We start from the raw sequence: 24,202 nt of genomic DNA on the forward strand, positions 1-24,202 counted from the left end.
GGGGCGCATGAACCGGCCGGCGACGGGGCTTCGGCTTCGTGCGCGTCAGAAAAAATCGGTCGACGCAGGTTACAGATAACCGGGAAACGGCGCGACGCCGGTGAACACCGCGCCGGCGCCGTCGAAGTTGCCTTCGCCGAGAAACGCGTGCTGCGTCACGACCATCGCGTCGCGCAGCAGCCGCTGCAGCGGGTGCGTGCGATAGATCGCGGCCGTGCCGCCGAGGCGGTATGCGCGTTCGACGACGCTCGCGCCTTCGCGTGCGATATGCGTGGCCGCGAGCCGCAGCAGGCTGACCTGCTCGGGCGTCACCGGGTTGCCGGCGAGGATCGATTGCCACACGGTGTCGGTGGCGTCGTAGAAGAACGCGCGCGCCGAGCGCAGTTGCGCTTCGGCCTTCGCGAGCTCGATCCGGTAGTACGCGCGATCGGCCAGACGCGGCGCGCCGGTGGTCGTCTGCCGGCCGCCCGACATGCGGTTTACGACGTCGAGCGCCGCGCGCGCGAGCCCGAGGTTCACGACGGCCAGCACCTGCGCCGCATACGCGACGGTCGGGTAGCGGTACAGCGGCTCGTCGACGGTCGGCTCGCCGCCGCGCACGAAGGTCCACGCTTCGGGCACGAAGCGGTCGTCCACGCGCAGGTCGTGGCTGCCGGTGCCCTGCATGCCGACCACGCTCCAGTTCTCGACGATCTCGACGTCGGTCGCGCGGAACACGGCCGTGCGCGGCTTGTTCGGCGCGGCGTCCTGCGCGCCCGGCACGGCGATGCCGACGCCGAGCCAGTCGGCGCCCTTGCAGCCGCTCGCGAATTTCCACGTGCCGTTCACGCGCCAGCCGCCCGGCGCGGCCTGCGCGGGCTGCACCGGGAACAGGCCGCCCGCGAACACCTGGTCGGGGCCGCCGGCGTACAGCTCGGCCTGGGTCTCGAGCGGCAGCGCGGCGAGATACACGTTCGCGGAGCCGAAGCTCGCGACCCACGCGGCCGAGCCGTCGGCGGTCGCGATGCGTTCGATCATGTCGAGGAACGCGCCCGGCGCGAGCGCATCGCCGCCGAAGCGGCGCGGCGTGCCCGCGCGATAGATGCCGGCCTGCTTGAACAGCGCGATCACGTCGCGCGGCACGTGCGACAGGCGGTCGAATTCGTCGCGGCGCGCGGCGACGGTCTCGATCACCGCGTCGAGCGCCGACAACGGCGCGGCCGACGTGCGTGCCCCGGGCGGAGCGCTCGGCGCGGGTTCGATGGCGAGGGCGGCTTGCGGCATGGATGTCTCCTGGGCGGATAAGGGTGCGAATGCGGGGCGGCATGCGTGCCGGGCGGGTTTCGGGCCGGCGGCACGACGATGCAGCCAGTCTAGAAACGCCGAAAACGCGCAGCAATTGGTGCGTTGGGCCGCGCCACTGGTGACGTTCCGTGCCGCACTAAAGAAATCTTCAGATGCGGGCGGCGCGCGCCGGTGCTATGTTGGGTTTCCGGCCGCGCGATGCCGCGCGGCCTCATCCTGTGCCGATCATGAGTTTCCCCGACGAAGACGATTTCCACCGGCTGCTCGACGCGCTGACGACCTGCGTGCTGCTGCACGACGCGCACACCCGGGCGATCGTGTGGGCGAACCGCGCCGCGTGCATCGCGCTCGGCTTTTCCGTCGAGGAGCTGTTGCCGCTGAAGGCGCCGGACATGACGCGCCCCGAGCCGAAATACCAGCGCGAAATCGCCGTGAGCGCGTGGGATCGCGCGCGCGTCGACGGGCCGCAGGTGTACGAGTGGTGCTACCGGTCGCGCACGGGCGTCGACATGCTGTCCGAGGCGACCGCCACCTACGTGCCGCTGCGCGGGCGCGACGTCGTGATGGTGCAGTTCCGCGACATCAGCGCGGAAGAGGCGGTGCGCCAGCAACTGCGCCGCTACGAGGCGCGGCTGCGCGAGTTCATGCAGGACCTCGACGAAGGCATCGCGGTCGTGACGCCGCACGGCGGCGTGCAGTTCATCAGCGAGTCGGGCCGCCGCGTGCTCGGGCTCGCGCCCGACGAAGCGCTCGGCGCGGTGCTCGACTACTGCTCGGAAGCCGACCGCGACCGGCTCGTCGCGCAACTGCGCGATGCGCCGTCCGCGCATCCGTCGGCGCCGCAGCGCTACCGGATCGTGCGGCGCGACGGCTCGCCGTGCTGGTTGCGCATCCTGTGCCGGCAGGTCGAGATCGCGGACGATCTCGACGGGCTGCTCGTGCAGTTCCGCGACGTGAGCGACGAAGTCGCGATCGAGGACGCTCGCCGGGCCGAAGCGCGCATGCTCGAACACGCGGGCCGCTACAACGCGATGGGCGAGATGGCGAGCGTGATCGCGCACGAGCTGAGCCAGCCGCTCGCGGCCGTGCGCAATTTCATCGAAGGCGCGGTGCAGCGGCTGAACGCGCGCGGCGCGATCGACGACGCGATCTGGGGGCTGCGCAGCGCCGACCGGCAGGCCGAGCATGCGGCGCTGATCATCAAGAGCGTGCGCGAGTTCATCGTGAAGCGCGAGCCGGTCGTCGCGCTCGCCGATCTGCGCGACATCCTCGCGGACGTCGCGTATTTCATCGAGCTGCGCGCGAGGGAGGCCGGCGTGACGGTCGCGATCGTGCAGGCCGATGCGCCGCTGCCGATCCGCTGCGAGCGCGTGCTGATCGGGCAGGTGATCCTGAATCTCGCGTTCAACGCGATCGAGGCGTTCGCCGGTTGCGAACAGGTGCCGCGCACGCTGACGCTCGGCACCGCGAACGTGGACGGCCGCGCCGAACTGCGCGCGATCGACAACGGCCCGGGGATTGCGGCCGATGCGCACGACCGGCTGTTCGACGGGTTCTCGTCGTCGAAAGCCGGCGGTAACGGAATCGGGCTGTCGCTGTGCAAGAGCATCGTGACGCGCCACGGCGGCCGGATCGCGGCGAGCCCGGCCGACGGCGGCGGCCTCGACTGCCGCGTGACGCTGCCGCTCGCCGGTGCGCACGCGTAGCGGCAGCGTCGCGTCACGGCCGGGCGGCGGCGCGCGGCGCACGATCAGCGCCCCAGCGCCCGCGCGGTCCGGCCGCCGATGCCGAAGTCGGTGTTCGGAATGTCCTTGATGATCACGCGCGTGGCCTGCAGCGGTGCATCGAGCACGTGCGCGCCGGCATCGGACAGCGCGGCGATCAGCGCGCGCTTTTGGTCGTCGGTGCGGCCGGCGATCAGGATCGCGACGATCACCGGTAGCGACGGCGGTGCGCCGTCGGCGGCGCTGCGGCCGCCGAGGCCGACATGCGTCGGCGGCAGTTCGGTGAGCAGCACGCGCACGGCTTCGGGCGGCGCGCCGATCGTGTCGACGGTCGCCGCGGTCAGCCGTGCGATCAGTTCGGCCTTGCGGGCGTCGTCGTGGCCGGCCGGCAGGAAAACTTCGAGGGTGGGCATGGTCGTCCGGAAAGGTGAAGGTGACCGGTTCACCTTTGCGCTTGCAGCGGTGAACCGGCCACGGCTTACAGCAGGAAGCCGATCGCGCTGAGCGCTTCGGTCGAGTCGATCAGGCGCACGACCTTTTCTGCGATCCGCATCTCGCCTTCGGCATCGATGTGCAGCTTGTGCGTGACGTCGGCCGCGAACAGCGTCGCGACGCCGCGCTTGTACGCGACGACGACCTGCGCCGATTTCAGCTCGACGGTGTCGGCGCTGCCGCTTTCCAGCGTGAAGCGCGACACGGTGCGCACCGTGCGCGCCGCGTCGGTCGCCGACGCCGAGTAGCCGGACACCATTCGCTGCACGCGCTTCTCGCGCATGTCGTGGTCGTCGAACACGTAGTTCAGCGTCGCCGCGAAATCGGTCGTGTCGGGATCGATCGGCACCACGTAGTGGCCGGCCGGGGCCCACAGGTCGAGCCACGCGCGATAGTCGCGGCGGTCGAGCATCTCGGCTTCGCGCCACACGAATTCGACCGCGCGGGCGAAGGTCTGCTCGGAAAAGAGGGCGTTGCGGTCGTCCATCACTGTTGCTCCATCATCTTGCGCCATTGCTGGTAGGCCTCGCGCATGCCGGTTTCGTCGGTCGCATGCGCGGTCTTTTCGCCGTTCGCGGCGGTCGTCTCGCGGTTCAGCCCGCGATTCACGAGGATCGGCACGTCGGGGCCCGCATGCGCGCCGCGCTGCACGCGTTCCCATGCTTCCGCGTCGTCGGGGCTGCCGAAGCCGAACGGGCCCTGGAAGTGCTCGTGGATGCGCAGCCGTTCGCGGTTCGCTTCGTCCGGGCCGCCGTCCATCGCGAGCGCGACGTGACGGATCTCGGTTTCGTTCGCCGAGATCGGCCGCAGCACGCGGAAGAACGCCATCGACAGCGCGAGGTTCGGGAACAGGTTCAGATTGAAGCCGACACCCAGCAGCGAACGCACGATGCGGCGCACTTCGTCGGGCGAATGGCGCTCGGCGAGCTTCGCCGCGAGCGGCGCGAAGCGCTCGGGCAGCGGCGCGCCGTCGTCGTCGTCGAGGTCGATCAGCTCGGGCATCAGCACCGCGAGGCTGTGGCCGTTGCCGAGCCCGCGGCAGAACGCGTGCTCGCTCGTCATGAAGCTCGTGATCGCGGCGGCCGTTTCGTCGTCGATCGACTTCATCCACGACTTGTGCACGACCGGGAAGTGATAGAGGTCGGTCGTGTTCTCGAGCTGGATCTTCCAGTTGCCCTTGAACTTGAACTTGTGCTCGCCGTTCGCCTTGATCGGGTAGCCGGCGCCCTGCTTCATGAACAGGTCGATCCACGGCTTCGCGCCGCCGAGGAAATCCTCGAGCGGTTCGATCGCGTCGTTGAAGCTCGCGAAGATCAGCCCCTGGTACACGCCGACGCGCAGCTTCACGAGCGGCAGCTCGCCTTTCTCGCACACGCCTTCGTAGCCGTCGCCGTACGGCAGCGCGCGCAGCGTGCCGTCGAGCGCGTACGACCAGCTGTGATACGGACACGTGAAGCCCTTCGCGTTGCCCTTGTGCGATTCGCACACGGTCGCGCCGCGGTGGCGGCAGCGGTTCTGCAGCACGTTGATGTCGCCGGTCCTGTCGCGCACGACGATCACCGGCTGGCGGCCGATCGTCGTCGTGACGAAGTCGCCCGGGTTCGGCAGCTCGCTTTCGTGCGCGACCCAGATCCAGGTGCGGTAGAAGATGCGCTCGAGCTCGGCTTCGAACAGCGCGGGATCGTGATACATCGCTGGCGCGATGCGGTCGGGCTGCGCGAGGCCATGCAACGCGCGGGTGTCGATCGTCTGGTAGGCAATGTCGCTCATCGTTGTCGTGGGGAAAGAGTCGCGAAAGGGGCCGCGCCGCGCGCGGTATCGAGTACCCAGTCTCGTCTTCCGCTACATATCCGTCAAATTGATCTAAAATTGGCGGATCAATAAATACGGCAAATGATGGAGGCTACGATGACGTCGGTCGATCATCTCGATCTGAACCTGCTGCGCGTGTTCCAGGCGATCGTCGAGGAGCGCAGTCTGACGAAGGCCGGCGAGCGGCTCGCGCTGTCTCAGCCGGCCGTCAGCTATTCGCTCGGCCGGTTGCGCACGCTGTTCGACGATCCGCTGTTCGTGCGCACGCGCTCGGGCATGCAGCCGACGCCGGTCGCACTGGAACTCGCGGGCATCGTCGGCAAGGCGCTCGACATGGTGCGCGTGGCGCTGCGCTATGCGGAGCGCTTTGATCCGGCCACCAGCACGCGCACGTTCCGGCTGTCGCTGTCGGACGCGGGCGAGATGGCGTACCTGCCGGCGATCTGCCAGGCGCTGCGCGAGCGGGCGCCGCGCGTGACGCTCAGCGTGCAGCCGCTGCCGGTGGAGGAGATCGAGGAAGCGCTGCGCGCGAGCCGGCTCGATTTCGCGATCGGCAACCTGCCCGAGCTGATGCCGCGCACGCGGCACCAGGTGCTGTTCGAGGAAACCTACGTGTGCATGACGGGGCGCCGGCGCGGGTTGCCGGCGGCGGCCGCGCTGAGCCTCGAGCAGTTCGTGCGTGCCGCGCACGTGAACGTGAAGTCGGTCGAGCACAGCCATCATGCGCTCGACGACGCGCTGCGCGCGCAGGGCGTGGGCCGCAACATCGCGCTCGAAGTGCCGCACTTCGTCGCGTTGCCGAGCGTGCTGTCGGTCACCGATCTGTACGCGACGCTGCCGAAGCGGCTCGCGCAGATCCTGAACCGCGACAACGCGTTTCGCCTGTACGACTTGCCCGTCGTGCTGCCGCCCGCGCCGGTGACGATGCACTGGCACGAGCATTTTCATGAAGACGAGGGGAATGCGTGGATGCGTTCGCTGCTGACCGAGCTCGTCGAGCGGTTCGACGATGCGTGATGCGTGATGCGTGATGCGTGATGCGTGATGCGTTGCGCCGCCGGTCAAAGATCGAGCACGAGCACCGGCGAACGCGCCCGCGACACGCAACAGCAGATCACCGTGTTGCTCGCGCGCTCGGCCTTGCTGAGACAGTGGTCGCGATGATCGGGCTCGCCGTCGATCACCGGCACCATACAGGTGCCGCACACGCCTTCGCCGCACGAAGTGTCGACTTCGATGCCGATCCGCGCGAGCGCGTCGACGATCGACGTGTCGGGCGCGACGCGCACCGATTGGCCGCTGCGTTGCAGGCGCACTTCGAAGCCGTCGGCCGGGCCGTCACCGGCTTCGGCGCGGCCCGCATCGGCGGCGACGGGGTCTGCCGCGAAACGTTCGAGATGGATCGCATCGTCGGGCACGTGCGTCGCGGCTGCCGCGACGACCGCATCCATGAACGGCCCCGGGCCGCACGTATAGACATGCGCGTGCGCATCGACCGCTTCGACGCAGCGGCCCAGTTCGGCCGCGAGCGCATCGGGCTCGATGCCGTAGTGAAACGTCACGTGCGACGCGAACGGCTCGGCCGCCAGTTCGTCGACGAACGCCGCGTGCTCACGGCTGCGCGCGAAGTAGTGCAGCCGGTAGCGCGCGCCGCGCTTGTGCAGCGCATACGCCATCGACAGCAACGGCGTGATGCCGATGCCGGCCGCGATCAGCACGTGCTCGCTCGCGTCGTTCGCCAGACGAAACAGGTTGCGCGGCGCGCCGATCGACAGCTCCGCACCCACCCGCACGTCGTCGTGCAGCGAGCGCGAGCCGCCGCGCGACTGCGCCTCCTTCTTCACCGCGAACAGATAGCTGCCGCGCTCGTCCGGGTTGCCGCACAGCGAGTATTGCCGCGTGATGCCGGACGGCGCGGTGACGTCGATATGGGCGCCCGGTTCGTACGCGTCGAACGGCTGGCCGTCGACGCGCGAAACCCGGAAACAGCGGATGTCCTGCGCCGCGTCGATCAGCGCGTCGATCCGGACCTGGTGGCGGTGTGCTTGCATGGGGCAAATCCGTGGGGTAAGGAAAATACGGCGCGGCAGGGCCCGCGCCGTCATGCGATCGAGAATAGGGACGGGCATCGCATAAATCAAATCGATAAAAAAACGATGCCTGAATCAGCCGGATGGATGATGGTCGCGACGCAAAATGTGCGCCGTATTCAGCGCGCGGCGATCGCGCTGGCTGCTTCGGCCGCGTGCGGTGCGGCTGCCGACTCATGGCCGCGTTCGCGATCGAGGCTGCGGCGATAGTGCCGGCACCCGGCGGCGAGCAGTAGCGCGGCGAGCGTGGCCGCCGCGACGTTGACGATCGACATCGAATGGCCGACCGCCGCCGGCGCGCCGAACACGCGGTCGGTGAACAGCGCGACGACGGTCGTGCCGATTCCGAGCGCGATCAGGTTCGACACGAGCAGGAACAGCGCGGAGATCTGCGCGCGCATCTGGTTTGGCGCGAGCGTCTGCATCGCGGCGGTCGACGTCGGCATCGGGAACGACGCGAAGAACATCGCGACGACCAGCGTCGCGAGCGACGCCGGCAGGCTGTCGAGCTGCGTGAACAGCGTCGCGGGGATCACCATGCACGCGGCGCCGATCGCGCCGGCGCGCATCGGCGCATCGGCACGGCCGCGCCGCAGCAGCCAGTCGTTGAGCCAGCCGCCGCAGAACACGCCGGCCGTGTTCGCGACCAGCAGCACGATGCCGAGCGTGTAGCCGGCTTCGACGGCCGTCATTCCGAAGCGGCGGATATAGAACGCGGGCGTCCAGCTCAGCAGGCAGTACAGCGTCATCGCGTAGAACGAGAAGCCGAGGTAGTGACACGAGAAGGTCGCGCGATGCGTGCCGACGAAGCGCAGCGAATCGCGCATCGACACGCGCCGCACGGCGCCCGAGCGATCCTGCGCGAGCCCCTTGCGCTGCGGGTCGCGCACGGTCGCGGCGAACAGCAGCGCAACGAGGATCCCCGGCAGCCCGACGATCAGGAACGTGACCTGCCACGCATGCACCTGCCCGACGACCGGCAGCGTGAACGCGCTCGCATGCTTGAGCAGCGCGATCACGTAGCCGCCGATCAGGAACGCGACGCCGCCGCCGATGAACGAGCCGAGCGAATACACGGCGATCGCGCGGCCGAGCTTCTCCTTCGGGAAGTAGTCGGCGAGCATCGAATACGCGCCGGGCGACAGCGCGGCCTCGCCGACGCCCACCCCCATGCGCGCGATGAACATCTGTACGAAATGCTGGCTCATCCCGCACGCGGCGGTCGCGACGCTCCACAGTGCGATGCCGAGCGAGATGATCCGCGGGCGCGCGTAGCGGTCGGCGAGATACGCGACGGGCAGCCCCATCACCGCATAGAACAGCGAGAACGCGAAGCCGTTCAGCAGGCTGAACTGCGTGTCGGACAGGTGCAGGTCGCGCTTGATCGGTTCGATCATCAGCACGAGGACCTGGCGGTCGACGAACGAAAAGACGTACGCGAGCATGCAGATGACGACGACATACCATTCGTACGTATAGCGCTTGCCGTCGGCAGCGCGGGCCGTGGATGCGGACATGCGGATTCTCCAGGAGCGGGCGGGGGAAACGCGCGGGGCGGCGGCCTTGCGGGCCGCGCGCCTGCGCGGCGCGAAAGCGTGCGGGGGCACGTGTCGGAGACGCAGCGTAGTCGGCCAAATTCGGCCGCCATAGCCGGAGTGACAGCGCCGCCACACGGGCATCTACCGACCCGGATAAAGAAAACACCAGGGTCGCGCGCGCGGGCCGCCGCGCAGCGCGCCTGCAGCGGGGCGCTTGCGCATCATGCGACGCATCTATAAGCGTTATAGAGCGCATTGCGTCGACGTCCGAAATTGTCGTTCCTAGACTCGGCCCGTTTTCGATCGGCAGCGCCGGCCCGTTGCGGCGAGCGCGCCTCACACCACGCGGCGCGCAGCCGAACGGCGCCGGCACTTCTACGGGACGACCAACATGAACCAACCGAACGGGCGGGCCGACCGGCTTGCCGTACCGCTTGCCGCGCTGCTCGCGTGCATCGCGCTGCCGGCCGCCGCGCAGTCGAGCGTGACGCTCTACGGCCGCATCGACACCGCGATCGAATACGCGAACGCCGGGCCGAACCACGTGACGCGCATGGGCAGCGGCAATCCGTTCGCGTCGCAGTGGGGGATCAGGGGCACCGAGGATCTCGGCGGCGGCTATGCGACGATCTTCAAGCTCGAGGACGGCTTCAACGCGGCCAGCGGCGCACTGTCGAACAGCAGCGCGCTGTTCGGCCGCGAGGCGTGGGTCGGCATCACGGGGCCGTTCGGCGGCGTGCAGCTCGGCGAGCTTTACACGATCCTGCACACGACGCTCGTCACGTACAGCCTGCCGGGCCTCGGCGCGGGGCTCGCGTGGGGCAATGCGACGAACAACTTCGTCGGGCCCGCGTTCCTGCGCGTGCGCAACTCGATGCGCTACACGTCGCCGCGCTACGCGGGCCTCATGCTGCGCGCGATGGCCGCGCGCGGCGCCAACGGCGCGGCCGGACAGCCGGCGACGCTCGGCGACACGTACGGCGCCGGGCTCAACTACGTGCGCGGCGGGCTGTCGGTCGACGTCGACTACATGCAGCAGAAGTTCAGCCCGGCGGCCGCGTCCGCGCTCGGCGACACGAGCCCGGCCGCGAACGGCAACTACACGCTCGGCGCGATTTCGTACGACTTCCGCGTCGTGAAGGTCGCCGCGCTGTACATGCGCCATCGCGGCGGCCCCGACGTCGCGACCGCGATCGACAGCCAGAGCGCGTATCCGCACAGCGACATCATGGAGCTGAGCGCGACGGTGCCGATCGGGCGTGCATCGTTGCTGCTGAGCGTCGGCCATTACCGCAAGGTTGCCGACAGCGACGGCAACGCCGATTCGTACGGCATCCGCTTCGACTATCCGCTGTCGAAGCGCACGGTGCTGTACACGGGCGCCGCGATGGTGCGCAACGGCGCGCATGCGCGCTTCGTCGTGAACGGCGCGGCGGGCGGCGGCGTCGCGGTCGCCCGGCCGGGCGCGACCGCCAGCTCGATCGTCGCGGGCATCCTCACGGCGTTCTGACGGCGCCGGCCGCACCGCGCCCGCGCGCGTGCCCACCTGCGCCGCTACGCGCAGGCAGGCGGCTGCGGCGCGAGCCATGCATCGAACGGCGCCCGCTCGCCGATGTTGAACAGTTCGAGCAGCAGCGCGCGCAGCCAGCGATGGCCGGGGTCGGCGTCGAAACGCCGGTGCCAGTACGCATTGACGGCCCATTCGCCGGCATCGGCGATCTCGTACAGCGCGCACGGTTGCCGCGCCGCGAACGTGATCGCGATCGTCTCCGGCAGGATCAGCGCATAGTCGCCGTCCTGCAGCAGCGCGGGCACCACCATGAAATCGGGCAGCGCCGCGCGCACCCGCGGCATCAGCGCGTGACGCTCCAGCAACTGCATCGATTGCGGATGCGACGTGACCGCGACGAAGCGCAGCGCGTCGGGCGCCGCGCCGTCGAGCACGTAATCGTCGGGCAACGCCATGCGTTGCGCGGTGCGGCGCGGCATCAGCAGCACGCAGCGCTCGTGCAGCAGTGCGGCGCGCCGGAAGTGGCTCGACGCGTCGGCGAACTGCCCGAGCGCGAAGTCGATGCGCCCCGATTCGAGCGCGACGTTGAGCTGGCATTCGTCGACGTGCAGCGTCTCGATCACGGCACCCGGCGCGCGCCGGTCGAACGCGGCGAGCAGCGTCGGCAGGAACGCGCTCGCCGCGAAATCGCTCATGTGCAGACGAAACACGCGCTGCGTGCTGTCGGGCGCGAAGCGCGAGCCTTCGTCGAGCACGTCCTGCAATATCGCGAGCGCCTTGTCGACCGATATCGCGAGCCGCTGCGCGCGCGGCGTCGGCTCGACGCCGGTGCCGGTGCGCACGAACAGCGCATCGCGGAACATCAGCCGCAGCCGGCCGAGCGCGTAGCTGACGGACGGCTGCGTGACGCCGAGCCGCAGCGCCGCGCGGCCGACGTGCCGCGCCTCGTAGACCGCGCGAAACGTCTTCAACAGGTTGAGATCGAGGTCCTGCACACGCAGGCCGTCGGGCGAATCGCCGTCGTGAGGCGCGGGTTCGGGGCGGGCCGGGGCCGCCGGGCGGCCGGGAGCGGTATGCGTCATCGTGTCTGCCTCGCGGTGACGGAAGGCACGTGGCCGTAACGCCGCGCATATGCCTTCGCGAAATGGCCGAAGCCGTGGATGCCGTGCGCGATCAGCACGTCGGTCACGCTGCGCGCGTCGCCGCGCTGTAGCGCCGCGTGCACGGCGGCGAGCCGGCGTTCGCGCACGTACGCGGCCGGCGTGGTGTGCAGGAACGCGCGGAAGGCGTGCTGCAGCGTGCGCGGCGCGACCCCGGCGACGGCCGCCAGCGCGGCGAGCGCGAGCGGCTCGCCGAGGTGCGCATCGACGTGATCGCACGCACGGCGCACGTGCGCCGGCAACGGCGGCGTGCCGCGCGCGAGCGCATCGCTGTACGAATGCGGCAGGTGCGTGAGCAGCAGCGACATCAGCCACGCGGTGAGGTCGGCACCGAAGCTCGTCGCGGCCGTGCCGATGCCCGGCTGCGCACCGAGCCGGCACAGGTATTCGAAGGTCGGCAGCGCGAGCGCCGCGCCCGCGCTGGCGCCGCCGGCCGCGAGGTCGAACTGCAGCGGCCGCGTGAGCGTCGCGTGCAGCATGTGCTGCAGCTTGCGTTCGAGCGCGCCGCGTTCGAGCCGCAGCACGAGGTTGCGGCAGTCGGCGCTCGTGCGCAGGCGGCTCGCGAGCGCGGGCGACGACACGGTCAGTTCGCCGGGGCCCGCCCGCGCGACTGCGCGGCCGGCCTGCAGCTCGCATGTGCCCGCGAGCGTCAGCCTGAACAGGAAGTGATCGGCGTCGTCGCCGAAATCGATGCGCGTTTCGCGGCCGTAGCACAGTTCGAGTAGCGCGCCGTGATGCAGCGGCACTTCATACAGCTCCGCATGAAACGGATCGCGGCCGTACGCGGCCATCCGGTGCGGGCCGAGCCGGTACGCGACCGCGCGTTCGACTTCGTCGGGCGCCTGCAGTGTGCCGAGCCGGTTCGGCGCATGGCGTGAAAGGGCGATGTCCATTCATGGGCCTCGTAGCGGATGCGGGGGCGCGGCGGCCTGCGCATCGCCGCGATTGCGTTGCGTGAACGGGCGTGCCGTTGCGCGTTTTGAAGCGACGCCGGCGACGCGGCCGCGTAGTCTCGGAAGCACTCAATCACCGGGAGAAGACGATGAAGGCATGTGTTCTGGGCGGCGGCCACGGCTGCCATGCGGCGGCGATCGACCTGCTCGAAAAGGGCCACGACGTGACGTGGTGGCGGCGCGATCGCGCGCCCCACGCGCGGCTGCGCGAGCTCGGCGTGCTGAACGTGACCGACTATCGTGGCACGCGGACCGTGCCGCTCGGCGACGCGCGCGGCGCGATCCGCCTGACCGACGATCTCGCGGCCGCGCTGCGCGATGCGCAGCTCGTCGTGGTGCCGCTGCCGGCCACGTCGCACGACGCGCTCGCCGCGCAGGTCGCGCCGCTGCTGGAAGACGGCCAGGTCGTGTTCCTGCCGCCCGGCACGTTCGGCAGCGTCGTGTTCGCCCGCGCGGCGGCCGACGCGGGCAACCGTGCGCGCGTCGCGTTCGCCGAAACGGGCACGCTGCCGTACCTCGTGCGCAAGCACGGCGACAACGACGTCGTGATCAGCGCGTACGCGACGCGTCTGCCGACCGGCGTGTTTCCGGCGCAGGCGGCCGGCTGGGCGTTCGACGTGCTGCGCGCGGGCTATCCGTCGGTCGAGCCGGTCGAGGATGCGCTGTCCGGCGCGCTGATGAACGCGGGCCCCGTGATTCACCCGCCGCTGATCCTGATGAACGCCGGGCCGCTCGAACACTTCGACGCGTGGGACATTCACAACGAAGGCACGCAGCCGTCGATCCGGCGCGTGACGAACGCACTCGACGCCGAACGCATCGCCGTGCGCGAAGCGCTCGGCTATCGCGCGCCGCATTTCCCGCTCGCCGATCACTACGCGACCGACGGCGACGAGTGGATGTACGGGCGCGGCGCGCACGGCAAGCTGACCGATAGCGGCGACTGGCGCGAGAAGATCGATCTGCGTACGCATCGCTACATGCTCGAGGACACCCGGCTCGGGCTGTCGTTCATCGTGTCGTGCGGGCGCCGCGCCGGCGTGCCCACACCGGTTGCGCAAGGGCTGCTGAGCATCGCGAGCGCGGTCGCGGTGCGCGACCTGTATGCGGAAGGCCGCACGCTGGAACGGCTGGGGCTCGCGGCGTTGTCGACGGACGCGATGCGCACGCTGCTCGACGCGGGGTACGCGGCATGAGGGCGGGCGCCGATGTGACGCGCGTGCACGTGCTCGGCGCGGGACGCATGGGGCAGGGGATCGCGCTCGTGTTCGCCTTTGCCGGGATCGACGTGACGCTGATCGACTTCAAGCGGCGCGACGCGGCCGCGCAAAGCGCGTTCGACGCGCGCACGCGCGACGAGATCGCCCGGCCGTTGCACGCGCAGGTCGCGTTCGGCCGCATCGATGCCGCGCAGGTCGACGCGGTCTTCGCGCGTATCGCGATCGTCGCGCGGGACGGCGCGGCCGACGCGGTGCGCGATGCGCGCATCGTGTTCGAGGCGCTCCCCGAAGTGCTCGATGCGAAGGCGGACGCGCTTCGCTGGCTCGGCGGGCATGTCGATGCGCATGCAACGATTGCGTCGACCACGTCGACGTTCGTCGTCACCGCGTTGCAGCGCCATGTCGCGCACCCGGAACGGATGCTGAATGCGCACTGGCTGAATCCGGCGCTGCTGATGCCGCTCGTCGAGATCAGCCGCAGCGACGCGACGAATCAGGCCGTCGTCGACGCACTGGCCGCGCTGCTCGAACGCGTCGGCAAGAAGCCGGTGATCTGCGGGCCGGCGCCCGGCTATATCGTGCCGCGCATCCAGGCACTCGCGATGAACGAGGCCGCGCGGATGGTCGAGGAAGGCGTGGCGAGCGCGGCGGACATCGACACGGCGATCCGCACCGGCTTCGGCCCGCGCTTCGCGGTGCTCGGGCTGCTGGAGTTCATCGACTGGGGCGGCTGCGACATCCTGTACTACGCGTCGCGGTACCTGGCCGGCGAGATCGGCCCGCGCTTCGCGCCGGCCGCGAGCGTCGTGCGCAACATGGAAGCCGGGCGTGACGGCGTGCGTACCGGCGCGGGCTTCCACGACTACGCGAACGTGGACGTGCCCGCGTACATGCGGCAGCGGCTCGGCGAATTCGCGCGGCTGCTCGAACACCTGGGACTCGCGCCGGTGTTCGACGGCGCGCGGCGCGGCGGCGACGCGTAGCCCGGACGTCGCGGCCGCGAGCGCGCCCGGTGCCGCAGCGGCGCGTGCGCGGCGCAGCGAACCGGCGCGTCGCCTACCGGCCGGAAACGGTAACCGCATCGCCATCGGCGCGGCGGCGCCCGGCCCCAGCCCCGGAACCGTCCGCGCACTCATGCCGGATCGCCGCGGTTGCCGGCATCGGGCACGACACGCGTCTCGCGCATCACGCATAGCGTCGCGACGGTCACGAGGCCGAGCGCGACGAGGAACAGCGACACCGGCCACGACGCGTGATAGCGCGCGAGCAGCGCGGTCGCGATCAGCGGCGACATCCCGCCCGCGAAGATCGACGCGACTTCATGCCCGAGCGCGACGCCCGAGTAGCGCACCTCGGTGCTGAACAGCTCGCCGACGAGCGCGGGCAGCGTGCCGATCATCGCGCCGTGGCTTACGGCTGTACCGACCGTCAGCGCGAGCCAGACGAGCGGCGTCGCGCGCGTATCGAGCAGCCAGAAGAACGGGAACGCGCACGCGACGAGGCTCAGTGCGCCGATCAGGTACACCGGCTTGCGGCCGATCCGGTCGGACAGCCGGCCCCACGCGAGCATCGCGCCCATCTCGACGATCATCGCGATCATCACGCCGGTCAGCATCACGCCGTTCGGAATGCCGACGTACTTGCCGTAGACGAGCGAGAACGCGAGAAAGATGTAGGCGCCGCCGTTCTCGGCCACGCGCAGCCCCATCGCGAGCAGGATTTCCTTCGGATGACGCCGGATGCACGCGACGATCGGCAGAGGCGTGTGCGCGCCCTGCTTGCCGGCCTGCTCGAAGTCGCGGCTTTCGGGCAGATGGCGGCGGATGTAGATGCCGATCGCGAAGATGACGATGCTCGCGAGGAACGGCAGCCGCCAGCCCCAGGTGCGGAATGCGTCGTCCGGCAGCGCCTGCGCGGCGAGAAACGCGGCCGACGACAGTACGAAGCCGCCGCCCACGCCGAGCTGGCTCCACGCCGCGTAATAGCCGCGCTGCTCCGGCGGCGCGTTCTCGCTGATCATCAGCACGCCGCCGCCCCATTCGCCGCCGGACGCGACGCCTTGCAGCAGGCGCAGCGCGACGAGCGCCGCCGGCGCCCACACGCCGACCTGCGCATAGGTCGGCAGCAGCCCGATCGCGAAGGTCGACGCGCCCATGATCAGCAGCGTCCACACGAGCGACGCCTTGCGCCCGTAGCGATCGCCGACATGGCCGAACACGATTCCGCCGAGCGGCCGCGCGACGAAGCCGAGCGCGAAGGCCGCGAACGCGGCGAGGCTGCCCGCGAGCGGCGACGCGCCGGGCGGAAAGAACACGTGGCCGAACACGAGCGCCGCGGCCGTGCCGTACACGAAGAAGTCGTACCACTCCATCGCGTTGCCGGCGACGGAGGCGATGACGATCCGGCGCAGTGGCCGGTCGGCGAGCGGCCGGACGGCGCTCGGGGATTGCACGGTGTCGGTCGGGTACATGGCGGACTCTGAAGGGGACGCGGGCGCGTGCCGTCTGTCTGTGTGCGGCACTGCGGGTTAGTGTTGTCGGCCCCGCCGGCCCCGGTCAAATCCGCAGAAAAAGGGGCGTGTCATCACTCCCGCAAATGATGGTCGGCGTGCGCTGCCGCGCTGTCCCGCAGCAGCGCGATCATCCGCTGCGCGAGCGGCGGCACTTACGCGCCCGCGCGATGCATCGCGCCGATGCGGCGGTCCAGTTTCAGTTCGCCGGCCCGCAGGTCATGCTCGACCCGGCGACGCTCGCGGCGCTGAACCTGCGGCGCGGCGCGAGCGCGACGACCGGCGTGACGGTCGGGCTGATGACGCAGTTCTGAGGTGTTCTTTCAACAGTTTTAAGGAGTGCGATTCGATGATGCGAACTTCATCCCGACTGGCTGCGGCGCTGCTGACGGCGACATGCTTGACCGTCGCCGCGCATGCTCAACCCGAAGCCGCGAGCGCGGCGGTGCCGGCCTCGGCGGACGCGGCCGTGCAGGCGTCGGCGCAGCCGCCTGCGTCGGCCGGCCTGTCGCCGGCACAACGCAAGGCGGCCGATCGCAAGCTGCAGCGCCGCGTCAGCACGGCGCTCGCGCGCACGAAGAACCTGAATGCCACCCGCATCCTCGTCCGGGTGCGCGACGGCGGCGTGACGCTCGGCGGTTCCGTCACCGATACGAACCAGGCGAATCTCGCGGCGGCGGTGGCGCGGCGCGTCGACGGGGGCGCGTCGGTGTCGAACCTGCTGCGCATCGACGGCCAGCAGCCGTGAGTGGCCGCGCGCGGTCGTTTTTCCTTTCACTACGAGACATGATCCGATGCGACTTCGTCGACGCTTCACCGCTGTCCGGCGCACCGGCCGGCTGGCCGGCACGTTCACGCCAGCCGGCGGCCTCGCGCTTGCCGCGACCGCGCACGCCGCACCTCCTGCAATCGACGGCGCCACGCCGGGCATGATGCAGGGTTTTCCGCCGCCGGCCGACCAGATCGTCGACAAGGCGAACGCGTTCACGCCGGCGCGCCTGCGCTGGGCGTTGTGCAACACGCGGCTGCTCGCGCCGACGGCCGGCATCCGGCACGCGGCCGCGCCGATGCCACTGCCGGAGCGGCCGGCGCCCGGCCTCGACGCGTTGCCCGTGACGATCGGCGGTGAGACGCTGACACTCGATGCCTACCTGCGCGCGACGCACACCGACGGCTTCATCGTCGTGCAGCGCGGCCGGATCGTCTACGAGCGCTACTTCGACGGGTTCCGGCCCGACCAGCCGCACGCATGGGCGTCGATGACGAAATCGGTGACGGGGCTGCTCGTCGCACAGATGATCGAAGCGGGCGTGCTCGACGCGGGCGCGCCGCTCTCGCGCACGGTGCCGGAACTCGCCGACACGCCGTTCGGCAGCGCCACGCTGCCGCAGAACCTGGACATGGAAGTGCCCACCGCGTACGCGCCGGGCATTCCGCCCGATCTCGGCCTGTTCGGCGCGGTCGGGCTGCTGCCGCACCGCGAAGGCGCACCGGCCAGCATCGCCGATTTCCTGCTGACCGTGCGACGCGTGCCGGACGTCGCGCCCGGCAGCGTGTGGTTCTACCAGAGCGGGTCGCCGGAAGCCGTCGCATGGGCGATGCAGCGCGCGACGGGGCAGTCGTGGAGCGCGCTGGTCGAGCGCTGGCTGTGGCGCGATTTCGCGGAAGACGACGCCTACGGCGTCGTCGACCGCAACGCGATGGCGATGGCGAGCGGGGCCTGTACACGACGCTGCGCGACGCCGCGCGCTTTGCCGAGCGCGTGCGCACCGGGCTCGCCGGTGCACGCGGCGCGCTGCCCGCCGCGGCGATACGCGCGGCGCTGCAGCCCGCGCACAACGCGGCGCTGTTCGCGAAGGGCAACGTGGTCGCCGGCAAGGACGGCTATGCGTATCGCGACTACTGGTACCAGGTGAACGACGGTCAGGGCGCGTTCGCGGCGGCGGGGCGGTTCGGCCAGTCGATCCTCGTCGAGCCGAAGAGCGCGCTGACGATCGTCAAGTTCTCGTCGTCGCCCGACTTCGCGCCGCGCGCGCTCGATGCGCAGGGCGCGGCGGCACGGCCGCGTGCGGCGCTCGAGCGTGGCGATGCATTGAGTGCGGTGGCGCGAGCGGTGGCGCACCAACTGCGGTAACGCGGTTACAACCGTGGCCGCGAAGGGGCCGCCGCGGGATTACCGCTCGATCTGCCGGTTCCGGCGCGTATCCATTGCGCGCAGCGCGCGTTGATCGCCATCCAGTCGAGAAAGCGGGCATGGGCGTGGCATGCGGTGCGGAACGGTCGATCGCGTATGCATCGAGTATGCATCGAGCGGCGCGGCGATCCGGGGCGGCCGGCCGGGAATCCGGTCGATGCCGATGCCGGTGGTTGCGCGCCGACGGACATGCTAGGATTTCCGTCAAACAACTTCGGAGACTGCCATGCCGTTCATCTGCGAAAACGTTGAATGCCGTGCCGTGCTGGCACGCGGGCAGGTCAGGCCTCATCGCGAGGATGCCGGCTGGTGCTTCTACTGCCCGGACTGCAAGGCCCGGAACGAGTTGATGAACATCGGCGTGGCCGACGGCGCCGTCGAGCTGATCCAGCCGGAGCGCGCGAGCCCGCCGCACAAGGTCGTCGCGACGGCGCGGCCGCTGGACGACGGCCGATACGCCGCGCAGTTGAGCGTGCAGCGGGCGCTTGCGGTGAAAGGCACATATGCGGCCGAGGAGCACTGGGATCAGCTCGGTGTATTCGGCGACGCGCGGGAAGCCGTCGAGCATGCGAAGTCGTTCGCCACCGACCTGTTGCAGCGAGCGGCGTAACCGACATTTTCCGGTCGCCGTATCGCGCGTAGCGGGCGCCGATACGGCGCTACGGCGCCTTCGTCAGACGAAATTGCGCGCCGTCATGCAACGGGCATCTGCCCGGCCAGCGCCTGCGCGCGTGCGGCCACCAGCGACCGCACGCGTGCGCGGTCGGCCGCCGTTTCCGGCGTGAAGATCACGAGCGTCTGGTCGGGCCGCCCATTCACCGCGAACGCCGAATATTCGAGCGCGATTCGCCCGACCGCCGGATGGTGGATCTCCTTGGTTCCTTCTTCGTGCGACCGGATATCGTGGTCGCGCCACAGCGCGTCGAACTCCGCGCTCGCCGCGCGCATTTCGTCGACGAACGCCTGTACGGCCCGTGTCGCGCCGCCGCGCGCGACGTCGGCGCGAAACGCACCCACCGCGAACCGCGCGACGCGTTCCCAGTTCGCCTGCGCGCCGCGCACGCGCGGATCGACGAAGATGAGCCGCAGGATGTTGCGCCGTTCCGGCGCGAGCGTCGCGTAGTCGGTCAGCGTTGCGGCCGCCGCGTCGTTCCACGCGACGACGTCCCACGTCGCCGAGCGCACGATCGCGGGGCTCGCGTCGAGCGAATCGAGCACGTGCTGCACGCGCGGCGACACCTGGCCGCTCGCGTGATAGCGCACTTCCGGCAGGTGGCCGAGGCCGATCAGGAACAGATGCTCGCGCTCGGCGTCGTTCAGCAGCAGCGCGCGGGCGAGCCGGTCGAGCACGTCGGCCGACGGCGCGCCGCCGCGCCCCTGTTCGAGCCACGTGTACCACGCGGCGCTCACGTGCGCGCGCTGCGCGACTTCCTCGCGCCGCAGGCCGGGCGTGCGGCGGCGGGTGGCCGGCAGGCCGAGCGCGGCCGGGTCGAGTTTTTCGCGGCGGTCCCGCAGGTACGCGCCGAGCAGGTTGTCGCGGGTGTCAGCCATATCCTGTTAGTTCGTTTACCGGTAAACCGTCACGACTTCACCGTGCGCGGCCATCGACGGATAGTAAGCCTCCATGCCATCCGGAGGGTTTGAACATGCGTGTCTTTGTGACTGGAGCGTCGGGATTCGTCGGCTCCGCCGTCGTCGCCGAACTGATTGCCGCCGGGCACTCGGTGCTCGGTCTCGCGCGGTCCGACGCGGCTGCCGCGTCGGTGGCGGCCGCGGGTGCCGACGTCCATCGCGGGTCGCTGGAGGACCCCGACAGCCTCGCGCGCGGCGCCGAAGCCGCCGATGCGGTGATTCATACGGGATTCAATCACGACTTCTCGCGCTTCGCGCAGAACTGCGAACTCGACCGTCGCGCGATCGAGACGATCGGCGCGGTGCTCGCGGGCTCGGCGCGGCCGCTCGTCGTCACGTCGGGCCTCGCGCTCGTCGCGCCCGGGCGCGCGGCGACGGAAGACGATCCGCACGTACCGGTGTCGTCGTCGTACCCGCGGGCGTCCGAAGCGACGGCGGTCGCGCTGGAAGCGCGCGGCGTGCATGCGTCGGTCGTGCGCCTGCCGCCGTCCGTGCATGGCGACGGCGATCACGGCTTCGTGCCGCGCCTGATCGCGTTCGCGCGGGAGAAAGGGGCGTCGGCCTATATCGGCGACGGCGACAACCGCTGGCCGGCCGTGCACCGGCTCGACGCGGCGCGCGTGTACCGGCTCGCGATCGAGCGCGGCGTGGCCGGTGCGCGCTATCACGCGGTCGACGATACGGGCGTGCGGTTCCGCGAGATTGCGGAGGTCATCGGCCGCCGGCTGAACGTGCCGGTCGTCGCGAAAACGACGGCGGAAGCCGGCGAGCACTTCGGCTGGTTCGCGATGTTCGCGGGAATGGATGCGCCCGCGACGAGCGAGCGCACGCGTGCATCGCTCGACTGGGCGCCGACGCAGCCCGGGCTGCTGGCCGATATCGACCGGCCGCGGTATTTCGAAACCTGAGCGCGCGGGCGCGGCGATCGGTCGGGTTTGACCGGCACACCGCGCTCGCGGCGTTCAGATTGCGACGACGATCTTCCCGACTTGCGCATCGGTTTCCGCGTATCGATGCGCTTCCATGATGTTTTGGAATGCGGACGAACGTGCTCTCGATCGGCGGCTTCGGCGCGCCCGTCGCGGGCGCGTGGACGATCAAGCGCCGCGCGTCATTCGACCGGATGCAGATCCTGCAGCAGCGTCGGCACGAGCTCCGACACGGTCGGGTGGATGTGCATCGCGCGGCTGATCGTCGTGTACGGCGCGCCGGCAGCCATCACGTCGAGCATCCCGTGCACGACTTCGTCGCCGGTCACGCCGAGGATCGACGCGCCGAGGATCGCGTGGCTGTCCGCATCGACGATCACTTTCATGAACCCCTGGCTTTCGCCTTTCTCGACCGCCCGTCCGACGCGCGTCATCGGGCGCGTGCCGACGAGCAGCCGGCGGCCCGTCTGCTTCGCTTCCGCGAGCGTCATGCCGACGCGGCCGAGCGGCGGGTCGATGTACAGCGCGTAGGCCGTGATGCGGTCGGACACCTTGCGCGGATCGTCGTCGAGCAGGTTCGCCGCGACGATCTCGTAGTCGTTGTACGCGGTGTGCGTGAACGCGCCGCGCCCGTTGCAGTCGCCGAGTGCCCAGATGCCGGGCACGTTCGTGCGCAATTGCTCGTCGACGGTGATGTAGCCGCGTGCGTCGGTGGCGACGCCGGCCCGGTCGAGCCCGAGATCGTCGGTGTTCGGCACGCGCCCGACCGCGAGCAGCAGGTGCGAGCCCGCGACCTCGCGGCCGCCGCCCGCGCAGTCGAGGCCGACCGCCACGCCGTTGCCGTCGCGCCGCGCGCTCAGGCAGTTCGCGTCGAGTTGCACGTCGATTCCTTCGTTCTCGAGAATCTCGCGCACGGCTTGCGAGACGTCTTCGTCCTCGCGGCGGATGAGGCGCGGCCCCTTCTCGATGATCGTGACCTTCGATCCGAAGCGGCGATACATCTGACCGAATTCGAGCCCGATATAGCTGCCGCCGACGATAACGAGATGGTCGGGCAGGAAGTCGACGTCCATCATCGTCGAGTTGGTCAGGTACGGCACCGTGTCGAGGCCCGGCATGTCCGGCACCTGCGCGCGCCCGCCGACGTTGATGAAGATGCGCGCCGCTTCGAGCACGTCGTCGCCCACCCGCACCGTATCGGCGCGCTCGAATCGGGCGTGACCCTGAAACACGGTCGTGTTCGCGAGGCCGCGCACCCATTGCTCGACGCCGTGGTTCGAGCGGCCGGAGATCTGGTCCTTGCGCGCCTTCACGGCTTTCATGTCGACGGTGACCGGGCCGCCGACCGACACGCCGTATTCGCCGGCGCGCCGGGCGAGCTGCGCGGCGTACGCGCTCGCGATCAGCGTCTTGGTCGGAATGCAGCCGGTGTTCACGCAGGTGCCGCCGAAGCGCCCGCGCTCGACGATCGCGACTTTCAGGCCGGCGGCGGATAGCCGCGCGGCGAGCGGCGGTCCGGCCTGCCCGGTGCCGATGACGATCGCGTCGAAGTGTTGCGTCATGACGTACTCCTTCCTGTGCGGTTCACCTGCGGAGCGACGCGCACGCAAGCTGCCTGCCGCGCGACGGCAAGCGCCTATGGTAGACCCGCGGGCCGGTTGCCGCGAGGCGCGCGTCGACACACGGAATGCCGACGGACTAGGTATTTCCACTTGGTTGGCGCGATGGACAGGCGGAAAGCACGCATGACGGAGTGTCCTGTCGAAAGGAGGAACGGGGTGTCGACGGCGGGACTACAAATCGCGCCCGAGAAACTCGGTGCCCGGCACAGGGTTGAACGCGACGGGCGGCGCGGGCGTGAAGCCGAGCGACGCATACAGTTGCCGGGCGGCCACGAACTCGGGCAGTACGTCGAGACACATGCGCGCATAGCCGGCTGCCTTCGCGTCGTGCAGCAGCCGTTCGACCAATTGGCGGCCGACGTTCAGCCCGCGAGCGTCGGGACGCACATAGACGCGCTTCATCTCGCAGGTCGTCGCGTCGATCTCGCGAAACGCCGCGCAGCCCACCGCGCGCTCGCCGCGCCACGCGAGCAGCAGCAACCCGCGCGGCGCCGCGTACTTGCCGGGCAGCGCGGCGATCTCGGGCTCGTAGTCCTGGAATGCGAGGCTGACGGTCGGGCTCGCGATGTACTCGCGGAAGATTGCCTCGACGACGCGGGCATCGTCGGGATAGCGGGCGGCGCGGATCTCGATCATGGCGGGCGGTGCGAATCGCGGGAAACAGGGCCAGCATAGCAGCGCAACGCCGCTTTCGGTCATGTCCGAAGCGTGCCAGAATCGGCGCTTCGACCATCGGAAACGACACGCAGGCGCCGGCGATTCGGCGTCGCTCATCAAGGAGACTTCGATGACTGCATCGGCCGCCGTACTCGCCATCCTGGCCGCGCTGTTTCTCGGCGCGATGATCCCGGGCCCGAGCTTCGTGCTGGTTGCCCGCAATTCGATCGGGCTGTCGCGTCGCGACGGGCTGGCCACCGCGCTCGGCATGGGCATCGGCGGCATCGTATTCGGCGGCGTCGCGCTGGCCGGGCTCTATACGCTGCTGCAGGCCGTCGAATGGCTGTACGTGGGCCTCAAGGTGGCGGGCGGTGCGTATCTGATCTACATGGCGTCGAAGATCTGGCGCGGCGCCGACCGGCCGATCGCGATGGACGATCCGCAGGCGATGGCGGGCGGCAGCGCCCGCAAGTCGTTCCTGACGGGCCTCACGACGCAGCTCAGCAACCCGAAGACGGCGATCTGGTACGGCAGCATCTTCGCGGCGCTGCTCCCGCAGCATCCGCCGGTGTGGTGCTATCTGGCGCTGCCGCCGCTCGTGTTCGGCGTGGAGTTCGGCTGGTACACGATCGTCGCGCTGTGCTTTTCCACGCGCCGGCCGCGGGAGCTTTATCTGCGCGCGAAGAAGTGGGTCGACCGCGTCGCCGCCGGCGCGATCACGCTGCTCGGGCTGCGGCTGATCCTGAACGCGCCGAAAGCGGGGATCTGAGCGCTTTCGTTTTCGGGCGGGATCGCACGGCGGCTGGCCGGTTTCGTGGGCGGTCGCCGGAGCGAATGGTTCGAACGGCGAGAGCGGCTTGAACCGTCCCGCTAACG

At 70.1% G+C, this 24,202-nt stretch carries 22 protein-coding genes and 1 pseudogene; 11 read left to right on the forward strand and 12 right to left on the reverse strand.

Annotated features, from left to right (window positions below):
* Window positions 1-69: 69 nt before the first annotated feature.
* Complete coding sequence (locus tag WJ16_RS22235; protein ID WP_069259245.1) at window positions 70-1,263, reverse strand: acyl-CoA dehydrogenase family protein; 1,194 nt, start codon at window positions 1,261-1,263, stop codon at window positions 70-72.
* A gap of 173 nt (window positions 1,264-1,436) precedes the next feature.
* On the opposite strand from WJ16_RS22235, the gene WJ16_RS22240 reads away from it, so the two are divergent.
* Entirely contained in the window at window positions 1,437-2,990 is a 1,554-nt protein-coding gene (locus tag WJ16_RS22240) for a sensor histidine kinase (protein ID WP_069259246.1), read from the forward strand.
* Window positions 2,991-3,034: 44 nt separating this feature from the next.
* Here the strand turns inward: WJ16_RS22240 and WJ16_RS22245 are convergent, their stop codons facing one another.
* The 3 genes from WJ16_RS22245 to WJ16_RS22255 form a co-directional block, all read right to left on the reverse strand.
* The gene (locus WJ16_RS22245; protein WP_069259247.1) at window positions 3,035-3,421 is read right to left on the reverse strand and encodes a tautomerase family protein; all 387 of its coding nucleotides are present in this window, start codon (window positions 3,419-3,421) and stop codon (window positions 3,035-3,037) included.
* A gap of 65 nt (window positions 3,422-3,486) precedes the next feature.
* Complete coding sequence (locus WJ16_RS22250; RefSeq protein WP_069259248.1) at window positions 3,487-3,990, reverse strand: aromatic-ring-hydroxylating dioxygenase subunit beta; 504 nt, start codon at window positions 3,988-3,990, stop codon at window positions 3,487-3,489.
* Window positions 3,987-5,270 (reverse strand): aromatic ring-hydroxylating oxygenase subunit alpha, encoded by a 1,284-nt coding sequence (locus tag WJ16_RS22255; protein ID WP_069259249.1) that lies wholly within the window; start codon window positions 5,268-5,270, stop codon window positions 3,987-3,989. The genes WJ16_RS22250 and WJ16_RS22255 overlap by 4 nt, the downstream gene beginning before the upstream one ends.
* Window positions 5,271-5,408: 138 nt before the next feature.
* Here WJ16_RS22255 and WJ16_RS22260 point away from each other — a divergent pair, with 138 nt between their 5' ends.
* The gene (locus WJ16_RS22260) at window positions 5,409-6,329 is read left to right on the forward strand and encodes a LysR family transcriptional regulator (RefSeq protein ID WP_069259250.1); all 921 of its coding nucleotides are present in this window, start codon (window positions 5,409-5,411) and stop codon (window positions 6,327-6,329) included.
* A 44-nt stretch (window positions 6,330-6,373) separates the two neighbouring features.
* Here WJ16_RS22260 and WJ16_RS22265 read toward each other — a convergent pair whose 3' ends face one another.
* Complete coding sequence (locus WJ16_RS22265) at window positions 6,374-7,363, reverse strand: PDR/VanB family oxidoreductase (RefSeq protein ID WP_069259251.1); 990 nt, start codon at window positions 7,361-7,363, stop codon at window positions 6,374-6,376.
* 158 nt (window positions 7,364-7,521) lie between these two features.
* Window positions 7,522-8,919, reverse strand: coding sequence for a spinster family MFS transporter (locus WJ16_RS22270; RefSeq protein WP_069259252.1), 1,398 nt, complete (start codon window positions 8,917-8,919; stop codon window positions 7,522-7,524).
* A gap of 412 nt (window positions 8,920-9,331) precedes the next feature.
* On the opposite strand from WJ16_RS22270, the gene WJ16_RS22275 reads away from it, so the two are divergent.
* Window positions 9,332-10,450 carry a porin gene (locus WJ16_RS22275; protein ID WP_069259253.1) on the forward strand — a complete coding sequence of 373 codons (1,119 nt, stop codon included), beginning with the start codon at window positions 9,332-9,334 and terminating at the stop codon, window positions 10,448-10,450.
* Window positions 10,451-10,494: 44 nt separating this feature from the next.
* Here the strand turns inward: WJ16_RS22275 and WJ16_RS22280 are convergent, their stop codons facing one another.
* Window positions 10,495-11,532 (reverse strand): LysR family transcriptional regulator, encoded by a 1,038-nt coding sequence (locus WJ16_RS22280; protein ID WP_069259254.1) that lies wholly within the window; start codon window positions 11,530-11,532, stop codon window positions 10,495-10,497.
* Window positions 11,529-12,503 (reverse strand): AraC family transcriptional regulator, encoded by a 975-nt coding sequence (locus WJ16_RS22285; RefSeq protein WP_069259255.1) that lies wholly within the window; start codon window positions 12,501-12,503, stop codon window positions 11,529-11,531. The genes WJ16_RS22280 and WJ16_RS22285 overlap by 4 nt, the downstream gene beginning before the upstream one ends.
* Before the next feature lie 149 nt (window positions 12,504-12,652).
* On the opposite strand from WJ16_RS22285, the gene WJ16_RS22290 reads away from it, so the two are divergent.
* Both WJ16_RS22290 and WJ16_RS22295 read left to right on the forward strand, forming a co-directional pair.
* Window positions 12,653-13,759 carry an NAD/NADP-dependent octopine/nopaline dehydrogenase family protein gene (locus WJ16_RS22290; RefSeq protein ID WP_069259256.1) on the forward strand — a complete coding sequence of 369 codons (1,107 nt, stop codon included), beginning with the start codon at window positions 12,653-12,655 and terminating at the stop codon, window positions 13,757-13,759.
* Window positions 13,756-14,766, forward strand: coding sequence for a 3-hydroxybutyryl-CoA dehydrogenase (locus WJ16_RS22295; protein ID WP_069259257.1), 1,011 nt, complete (start codon window positions 13,756-13,758; stop codon window positions 14,764-14,766). Before WJ16_RS22290 ends, WJ16_RS22295 begins: the two co-directional genes overlap by 4 nt.
* A gap of 149 nt (window positions 14,767-14,915) precedes the next feature.
* On the opposite strand, the gene WJ16_RS22300 is transcribed toward WJ16_RS22295, so the two are convergent.
* Entirely contained in the window at window positions 14,916-16,253 is a 1,338-nt protein-coding gene (locus WJ16_RS22300; protein WP_069259258.1) for an MFS transporter, read from the reverse strand.
* A 107-nt stretch (window positions 16,254-16,360) separates the two neighbouring features.
* Between WJ16_RS22300 and WJ16_RS34995 the strand changes: the two genes are divergently transcribed.
* From WJ16_RS34995 to WJ16_RS22320, 4 genes and pseudogenes are all read left to right on the forward strand, one after another.
* Window positions 16,361-16,606, forward strand: a complete 246-nt coding sequence (locus WJ16_RS34995; RefSeq protein ID WP_157126846.1) for a hypothetical protein — start codon at window positions 16,361-16,363, stop codon at window positions 16,604-16,606.
* 38 nt (window positions 16,607-16,644) lie between these two features.
* Window positions 16,645-17,040, forward strand: a complete 396-nt coding sequence (locus tag WJ16_RS22310) for a BON domain-containing protein (RefSeq protein ID WP_069261082.1) — start codon at window positions 16,645-16,647, stop codon at window positions 17,038-17,040.
* 46 nt (window positions 17,041-17,086) lie between these two features.
* Window positions 17,087-18,426, forward strand: a pseudogene (locus tag WJ16_RS22315) (serine hydrolase domain-containing protein).
* Between the two features lie 286 nt (window positions 18,427-18,712).
* On the forward strand, window positions 18,713-19,096 hold the full coding sequence (locus WJ16_RS22320) for a hypothetical protein (protein ID WP_069259260.1): 384 nt from the start codon (window positions 18,713-18,715) through the stop codon (window positions 19,094-19,096).
* Between the two features lie 83 nt (window positions 19,097-19,179).
* On the opposite strand, the gene WJ16_RS22325 is transcribed toward WJ16_RS22320, so the two are convergent.
* Window positions 19,180-20,037, reverse strand: a complete 858-nt coding sequence (locus WJ16_RS22325; RefSeq protein WP_069259261.1) for a helix-turn-helix transcriptional regulator — start codon at window positions 20,035-20,037, stop codon at window positions 19,180-19,182.
* A gap of 95 nt (window positions 20,038-20,132) precedes the next feature.
* Between WJ16_RS22325 and WJ16_RS22330 the strand changes: the two genes are divergently transcribed.
* Window positions 20,133-21,026, forward strand: coding sequence for an SDR family oxidoreductase (locus WJ16_RS22330; protein ID WP_069259262.1), 894 nt, complete (start codon window positions 20,133-20,135; stop codon window positions 21,024-21,026).
* 203 nt (window positions 21,027-21,229) lie between these two features.
* On the opposite strand, the gene WJ16_RS22335 is transcribed toward WJ16_RS22330, so the two are convergent.
* Together WJ16_RS22335 and WJ16_RS22340 are read right to left on the reverse strand one after the other, a co-directional pair.
* Window positions 21,230-22,609: an FAD-containing oxidoreductase gene (locus tag WJ16_RS22335; protein WP_069259263.1), complete on the reverse strand. Its 1,380-nt coding sequence runs from the start codon at window positions 22,607-22,609 to the stop codon at window positions 21,230-21,232.
* A gap of 231 nt (window positions 22,610-22,840) precedes the next feature.
* Window positions 22,841-23,305: a GNAT family N-acetyltransferase gene (locus WJ16_RS22340; protein ID WP_069259264.1), complete on the reverse strand. Its 465-nt coding sequence runs from the start codon at window positions 23,303-23,305 to the stop codon at window positions 22,841-22,843.
* Window positions 23,306-23,456: 151 nt separating this feature from the next.
* On the opposite strand from WJ16_RS22340, the gene WJ16_RS22345 reads away from it, so the two are divergent.
* Window positions 23,457-24,095 carry a LysE family translocator gene (locus WJ16_RS22345; protein ID WP_069261083.1) on the forward strand — a complete coding sequence of 213 codons (639 nt, stop codon included), beginning with the start codon at window positions 23,457-23,459 and terminating at the stop codon, window positions 24,093-24,095.
* Window positions 24,096-24,202: the final 107 nt, after the last annotated feature.

It is taken from the genome of Burkholderia metallica, assembly GCF_001718555.1.
In the GTDB taxonomy this organism is placed as follows: Bacteria; Pseudomonadota; Gammaproteobacteria; order Burkholderiales; family Burkholderiaceae; genus Burkholderia; species Burkholderia metallica.